This window comes from Collimonas sp., from assembly GCF_044339385.1.
GTDB lineage: Bacteria > Pseudomonadota > Gammaproteobacteria > Burkholderiales > Burkholderiaceae_D > Collimonas.
In genome coordinates, this window is record NZ_JBIIVN010000146.1 from 1 (window position 1) to 6700 (window position 6700).

A 6700-nucleotide genomic window follows, 5' to 3' on the forward strand; every position below is an offset into this window, starting at 1 on the left:
TGTGCCGAAATGGCGATCAGTCAGGGTCATGGTGATGGCGCCGGCCAACACTGGCATCACGGCGATCAGCAGGTAGGCGGTAATCAGCCAGGTCCAGCAGAACATCGGCATCTTCATCAGCGTCATGCCAGGCGCGCGCATGTTGAGGATGGTGGTGATGATGTTGATCGAACCCATGATCGAGGACGCGCCCATGATGTGGATCGCGAAAATCGCCATGTCCATGCCGGGGCCCATCTGGGTCGACAACGGAGCATACAGCGTCCAGCCGGCAGCGGTAGCGCCGCCCGGCACCAGAAACGATGTCAGCAGCAGCAAGGCGGCAGGCGGCATCAGCCAGAACGAGAAATTGTTCATCCGCGCAAAGGCCATATCGGAGGCGCCGATCTGTAGCGGGATCATCCAGTTGGCGAAGCCGACGAAGGCTGGCATGATCGCGCCGAACACCATGATCAGGCCGTGCATCGTGGTCAACTGGTTGAAAAATTCCGGCCGGAAGAATTGCAGGCCGGGCTGGAACAACTCGGCGCGGATCAGCAATGCCAGCACACCGCCAGACAGCAGCATGGTGAAAGAGAACCACAGATACAGCGTGCCGATGTCCTTGTGATTGGTGGCAAACAACCAACGCCGCCAGCCGTGCGGATGATCATGGCCGTGCGCGCGGTCGTCGTGAGAATGATCGTGTGGGTGATCGACTGCGGTAGTGCTCATCTCAATCTCCTTGGAATTACTTACGCGCAGCCAACACTTCAGCCGGTTGCACTATATTTTCTTGTGCCTTGTTGGACCAGTTGTTGCGGGTATAGGTAATCACCGCAGCAATTTCGGTATCCAACAACACGGCTTTCCAGGCCGGCATCTGCATCGCGCCGTCGACTTTGCCGTTCAGTACAACATTGATCTGGGCTGCACGCGGACCATTGACAACCGGGTCGCCATCGAGCGCCGGGAAAGCACCGGGAACCCCCTTACCGTTTGCCTGATGACAGGCAGCACAATTGGCCGTGTAGACTTTTTCACCACGCTGCTTCAACTCGTCGATGGTCCAGGTCTTGTTGGGATCGTCGGCTTGCGCCGCCATTTCTTTTTTCTTGCCGTCGACCCACGTCTTATAGTCGGCTTCGCTCAGGACGTTGACCACAATCGGCATGAATGCATGGTCCTTGCCGCACAACTCAACGCATTGGCCGCGATAGGTGCCGATTTTTTCAGCCTTGAACCAGGTATCGCGGACAAAACCAGGAATCGCATCTTGCTTGACGCCGAAGGCCTGCACGGTCCAGGAGTGGATCACGTCGTTGGCGGTGGTGATGATGCGGATCTTCTTGTTGACCGGTACCACCAGCGGATGATCGACTTCGATCAGGTAGTTGTCATTCTTAACCTTGGTCGAGTCAACGATCTGCTCGTGCGGTGTAGCGAGGTTGGACAGGAAGGAAATGCCAGCGCCGTCGCCGTTGAGGTAATCGTAACCCCACTTCCATTGCATGCCGGTGACCTTGATGGTGATGTCGGCATTGGAGGTGTCTTTCATCGCCACCACGGTCTTGGTGGCAGGCAGCGCCATGCCGATGACGATCAGGAAAGGGATCACGGTCCAGGCGATTTCCACCCCGGTACTTTCGTGGAAACTGGCCGATTTGTGGCCGAGTGATTTGCGGTGCTTCAGAATGGAGTAAAACATCACGCCGAAGACGGCGAGGAAAATGACCAGACAAATAATCAGCATCAAGTTATGCAGATCATAAATTTGCTGCGCGATCTGCGTTACCGGCGGTTGAAAATTCATCCCAAGTACTTTAGGGCCACCCGGACTATCGACTACCGCCCATGAAGGCAAAGCTGCCGACAGGAGCGACGCACCGAGCGTCAACGATATAAGGCGCTTCGCGTATTCCATGTTTTCCTCAAAAGCCCATAATTATAATTATGTCAACCAGCAGACGCGGACACGCGCTGTAGTTCCTGCCTAAACTCCTGTACAAATTCACGGTGTTTCCATTCCGTCAGAAACTGTCCGACGTCAACCCGGGTGCCGAGCGCTTCGAGCAGGACCAGGCCGTTGCTGGAGTCCCGTGCTGCAATACGGATGGTGCGTAAATCGAGTTTAAAGCGCCGAACTTGTTGCGCTTGTATTAATTCAACAAGCAGATAGTCGTCCAGCATTGCAATGTGCTCGCGGTCTGTGGCATGCCGGGCATAGATGAGAAATGCGACGGCAACTGCTGACATCTCAACCACTGCAAATAGCAAGACAAACCAGGCTCCGCGCAAGGTAAAACCGATTGCCACCGTCAATGACGTCGCACAGAGAATTGCATAGAAAAAGCCAAGCTGGCGCGGCGCGATTGCGCAGTTACGCCTCAAGTCCCATTCTCGCTTCACCATGGTGCACCATCCACACGCGGCACGCTGCTTGTACGCACAAGCTAAAGCCTTCGAAGTATAAAGCGTAACCGAACTTGTTATCAAGAATAATCAAATTGCCGAAAAAGCCTCCTTCGACACCGTGCCGAGCCTTGATTTGATGCGGCTTTTCAGGCGATCCGCATGTTGCCCGGCAATCTAAATATCGCCCCAGCAAGATACCCCTTATCTGCGACCCTGTATATCAGCACAGCTGAAACGGAGTCACCGTCGGCGTTCTCCCCAACGGCTGCCTGGATCGCTTGCATGCCTCTCTTGCTGCAGCATGCCTGAACGACATCCGCCTGGCGCAAGCAGCGCGCAAATTAGATCACAACGACGGCAGCAAAATCGTTCTGACTGCGGTGGCGGCTTGCGGCGCCGCCGAAAAAACTATTGCAAATCGCGCAATGGATGCTGCGGATCGCTCCACGGGCTATCGAAAAACCCGTTGCCCCATTCGCTGTCGACTTCGGCCAGCGTCGCCGGTTGCCATTGCGGCCGACGATCCTTATCGATAATCAGGGCCGGATGCCTTCGGCCAAATCGGCGCGGGCAGCGCAATGCAGCGACACCACATACTCAAGCCGGAAAATCTGCGCCAGCGACATATGTCGCGCCCGTTTTTGCAACGCATGGGACAGCCAGGCCGAAGCCGGGCTACCTGCAGCGAGCGTGGCAATGGCCTTTTGCAGCCACGGATCGTCGGTATCGAGCTCAACAATGTTGTGCACCACTTCGGCCAGGACAGGCGCATCGCACAGACAATTGATCAGATCAAAATGCTGGCGCAACTACGGCGGCGGCGACGCCATGACTGCCGCACTGCGACGCTCGGCTTGCTGCAGCAGTCGCGTCAACAGCAAGGCGTCCTGTTTGCCATCCCAAGGCTGACTCAACAAGGTTGCCAGCAAAGGCTGCTTCTCGGCGTGACTGATCTGGTGATCGGCCAGTTTGGCAAAAATCGCATCGGCCGCGCCGATCGAGGCACCGGTCAAGGCCAGGAACAAGCCAACATGGCCGGGCATACGATTGAGGAACCAGGTAGCGCCGACATCCGGATACAGACCAATCGTAATCTCCGGCATCGCCAGCCGCGATTTCTCGGTGACCACGCGATGGCTGGCGCCAGCCATCAGGCCAATGCCGCCGCCCATCACGATACCATGCCCCAGGCCAGGATCGGTTTGGGATAGGTGTGGATCAGGTAATCGAGGCGATACTCGCGCTCAAAGAAATCGCAGGCATAGGTATTGCTGCGGATATCCTCGCGCCGGTCGGCGGCATGCTGGTCCAGCATGGTGTGGTACAGGTGCTGCAAATCGCCACCGGCACAGAAGGCTTTTTCGCCGGCGGCCTGCATCAGCACCAACGCAATATGCGGATCGGCGGCCCAGGCGCGCAACTGATGATCGAGCAAATCGACCATATCCAGGGGAATCGCATTCAGCGTCTTTTCTGCATTCAGTGTGGTCACGCCGATCCGCTTGCCACTATCCGTAAGTAGCTCTTCGAACAAGGCCGGCGGCGCGGCTTGCCGCTGATTCAGTTCGACCATTATTGATTGCTCCACTGTGCCGGACGCTTCTGCAAAAACGCATTCACACCTTCCCGCTGATCCTGCGTATCAAACAAATCGAGGAACAATTCACGCTCAACCGGCAGCAAGCTAGCCGATGGGTTGGCGCGCGCGCCCTGAATCAGTTTCTTGCAGGCGCTGACGCTTGACGGGCTTTGCTTGTCGACTTGCACCGCCAGCGCCAATGCGCGTTGTCGGCCCCCGCCTTTTTTTACGACTTCCTCAACCAGGCCGATCCGCAATGCGGTTTCGGCATTGACGCGCTCGCCGCACAGGATCATGCGCTTGGCCCAGCCCTCGCCGACCAGCCTTGGCAGATTCTGCGTGCCACCGGCGCACGGCAGCAAACCGACAGCGGCTTCCGGCAACGCCAGCTGGGCATGCTCTTCGGCGATGCGTAAATCGCAAGCCAACGCGCATTCCAGCCCGCCGCCCATGGCGTAGCCGTTGATAGCCGCAATCGACACGCCGCGAAAGCCGGACAAGGTTTCAAACGCTTCGCCAAAGCGGCGCGCCATCTCACGCGCCAGCACCTTATCGCCATCGGCGAACAACTTCAGATCGGCACCGGCGCAAAAGAATTTCTCGCCTTCGCCAGTGATCACCATGCTATAAATATTGCTGTCGGCATTGAGCGTCTGCACCAGCCGCGTGAGGTCGCGCAGGGCATCCGCGGTCCAGGTATTGGCCGGCGGGTTGGTGATCGTCACGACGGCGGTATGGCCGATCGTTTCCAGCTTGAGATTGCTGTAGTTGGCGCTAGTCATCGGATGTCCTCATTGGATGCGTTGTTCAACAACTGGCGCGCGATGATAAGGCGCATGATTTCACTGGTGCCTTCCAATATTTGATGCATGCGAACGTCGCGGAAATGCCGCTCCAACGGATATTCGCGGATGTAACCGTAACCGCCGTGGATTTGCAGCGCCTCGTTACAGATCTGGAAGCCGATATCGGTGGCGAAGCGTTTCGCCATTGCGCAGTATGTCGTTGCGTTAGGGTCCTTGGCATCGAGCTTGCAAGCCGCCAGGCGCACCATTTGCCGTGCCGCCACCAGTTCGGTCTGCATGTCGGCCAACTTGAACTGCAGCGCCTGGAAATCCGACAATGGCCGGTTGAACTGACGCCGTTCGCTCATGTAAGCATGGGCGGCATCCAGTGCCGCCTGTGCAGTCTCGACCGAACAGGTGGCGATGTTGATGCGGCCGCCATCGAGGCCGCGCATCGCCAACCGGAAACCTTCGCCTTCCTGACCCAGCAGGTGAGCGGCCGGGATCCGCGCATTGTCGAAACTGATAGTGCGAGTCGGCTGGCTGTTCCAGTCCATTTTTTCTTCCTTGCGACCGTAGCTGATGCCCGCCGCATCGGCCGGCACCACGAATGCCGATACGCCATGCGCACCGGCGCCGCCGGTGCGCGCCATCAGCACCAACACATCGGTCGCGCCAGCACCGGAAATGAACGCCTTGGAGCCGTTGATGACGTAATCGCCGTCGCGCAGTTCAGCACTGGTTTTCAAGGGGGCGGCATCGGAACCGGCGCCCGCTTCTGTGAGGCAGTACGAGCCAAGCTTCTGGCCACTCGCCAGCTTTGCGCACCAAGCCTGTTTGACCGCCGGCGTGGCCCAATTGGCGATCATCCAGCTCACCATGTTATGAATCGTCAGGTAGGCGGCAGTCGAGGTGCAGCCGCGCGCCAGCTCCTCGAACACGATACTGGCATCCAGCCGCGACAACCCCAGGCCACCGACCTCTTCCGGTGTGTACAAACCGCAAAAACCCAACTCACCGGCCCTGCCGATTACCTCCGTCGGGAAGATCGCCTCGGCGTCCCATCGGGCCGCATGCGGCGCCAGTTCGCCCCTTGAAAAGTCGCGCGCGCTCTGCTGGAAGGCGCGTTGTTCCTCCGATAACTCAAAGTCCATGGTGGCTTGTCTCAAAAGCGGGTGAGTGTTGCATTTATTGCTTATGCGCCGTCGATGCGGCCTGTACTTCCCTTCCGGCAGAATAACAATAACTGACGTTAACGTAAACGTCACTCAAATCATTTAGGCGAAAAAAGGGCGGCGCGGAGATTCGTCGCCCTAACTCCCTGCCACTGAATCAGCAAGCGTTACCAGTGCTGCAAGCGTTGTAATTGCCGCCCTGTCGATGAATTATTTAGGCAACAACACGGTATCGATAACGTTGATCACGCCGTTCGATTGATTGACATCGTAGGTGCTGATGTTGGCGATATGGCCACCATCGTCGACGACATAAATATTATGCGGGCCGTTCTGCATGAAAGTCAGTTTTCCGCCGCTGGCAGTTGTCAGTTCAGCCTTGCCGCCACCCTTCTTGATTTCACTTTCCAGCTTGGCATAACCATAGCGGCCAGGAACGACGTGGTAGGTCAGAATTTTTGTCAGGGTCGCTTTGTTTTCTGGCTTGACCAAGGTTTCAACAGTACCGGCAGGCAGCTTGGCAAAAGCGGCGTTGGTTGGTGCGAAGACGGTGAACGGACCTTTTCCCTTAAGTGTATCTACCAGGCCAGCGGCTTTTACTGCGACTACCAGCGTGGTGTGATCGGCCGAGCTGACGGCGTTGTCGACGATGTCCTTGCTGGGGTACATACTTTGGCCGCCCACAATCACGGTATCTTCTGCATAAGCCGCGCTGGCGGCAATCAGTGCTGTGGACAGAGTCAAAGCATAAGTCAGTTTGCGCATGA

6 protein-coding genes and 1 pseudogene are annotated in these 6700 nt (G+C 57.3%); all 7 read right to left on the reverse strand.

All coding sequences use genetic code 11. The features are described from left to right. On the reverse strand, positions 1-714 hold a 714-nt coding region (locus ACIQ0R_RS10320; protein WP_395826881.1), incomplete at its 3' end, for a cbb3-type cytochrome c oxidase subunit I. Positions 715-730: 16 nt separating this feature from the next. After that, positions 731-1903 carry a cytochrome c oxidase subunit II gene (gene coxB / locus ACIQ0R_RS10325; RefSeq protein ID WP_395826883.1) on the reverse strand — a complete coding sequence of 391 codons (1173 nt, stop codon included), beginning with the start codon at positions 1901-1903 and terminating at the stop codon, positions 731-733. A gap of 32 nt (positions 1904-1935) precedes the next feature. Continuing rightward, positions 1936-2391 (reverse strand): DUF2244 domain-containing protein, encoded by a 456-nt coding sequence (locus ACIQ0R_RS10330; protein WP_395826885.1) that lies wholly within the window; start codon positions 2389-2391, stop codon positions 1936-1938. A gap of 411 nt (positions 2392-2802) precedes the next feature. Then, positions 2803-3967, reverse strand: a pseudogene (locus ACIQ0R_RS10335) (enoyl-CoA hydratase/isomerase family protein). Next, on the reverse strand, positions 3967-4755 hold the full coding sequence (locus ACIQ0R_RS10340) for an enoyl-CoA hydratase (RefSeq protein ID WP_395826887.1): 789 nt from the start codon (positions 4753-4755) through the stop codon (positions 3967-3969). The pseudogene ACIQ0R_RS10335 and the gene ACIQ0R_RS10340 overlap by 1 nt, the downstream one beginning before the upstream one ends. Next, entirely contained in the window at positions 4752-5912 is a 1161-nt protein-coding gene (locus ACIQ0R_RS10345; RefSeq protein ID WP_395826889.1) for an acyl-CoA dehydrogenase family protein, read from the reverse strand. Before ACIQ0R_RS10345 ends, ACIQ0R_RS10340 begins: the two co-directional genes overlap by 4 nt. Positions 5913-6143: 231 nt before the next feature. Beyond that, positions 6144-6698 carry a fasciclin domain-containing protein gene (locus tag ACIQ0R_RS10350; RefSeq protein ID WP_395826891.1) on the reverse strand — a complete coding sequence of 185 codons (555 nt, stop codon included), beginning with the start codon at positions 6696-6698 and terminating at the stop codon, positions 6144-6146. Positions 6699-6700 lie beyond the last annotated feature (2 nt).

Bases quoted from the DNA above. Each gene is read 5' to 3' on its own strand.
- coxB (WP_395826883.1), bottom strand. From the start codon at position 1,903: ATGGAATACGCGAAGCGCCTTATATCGTTGACGCTCGGTGCGTCGCTC.
- ACIQ0R_RS10350 (WP_395826891.1), bottom strand. From the start codon at position 6,698: ATGCGCAAACTGACTTATGCTTTGACTCTGTCCACAGCACTGATTGCC.
- ACIQ0R_RS10345 (WP_395826889.1), bottom strand. From the start codon at position 5,912: ATGGACTTTGAGTTATCGGAGGAACAACGCGCCTTCCAGCAGAGCGCG.
- ACIQ0R_RS10330 (WP_395826885.1), bottom strand. From the start codon at position 2,391: ATGGTGAAGCGAGAATGGGACTTGAGGCGTAACTGCGCAATCGCGCCG.
- ACIQ0R_RS10340 (WP_395826887.1), bottom strand. From the start codon at position 4,755: ATGACTAGCGCCAACTACAGCAATCTCAAGCTGGAAACGATCGGCCAT.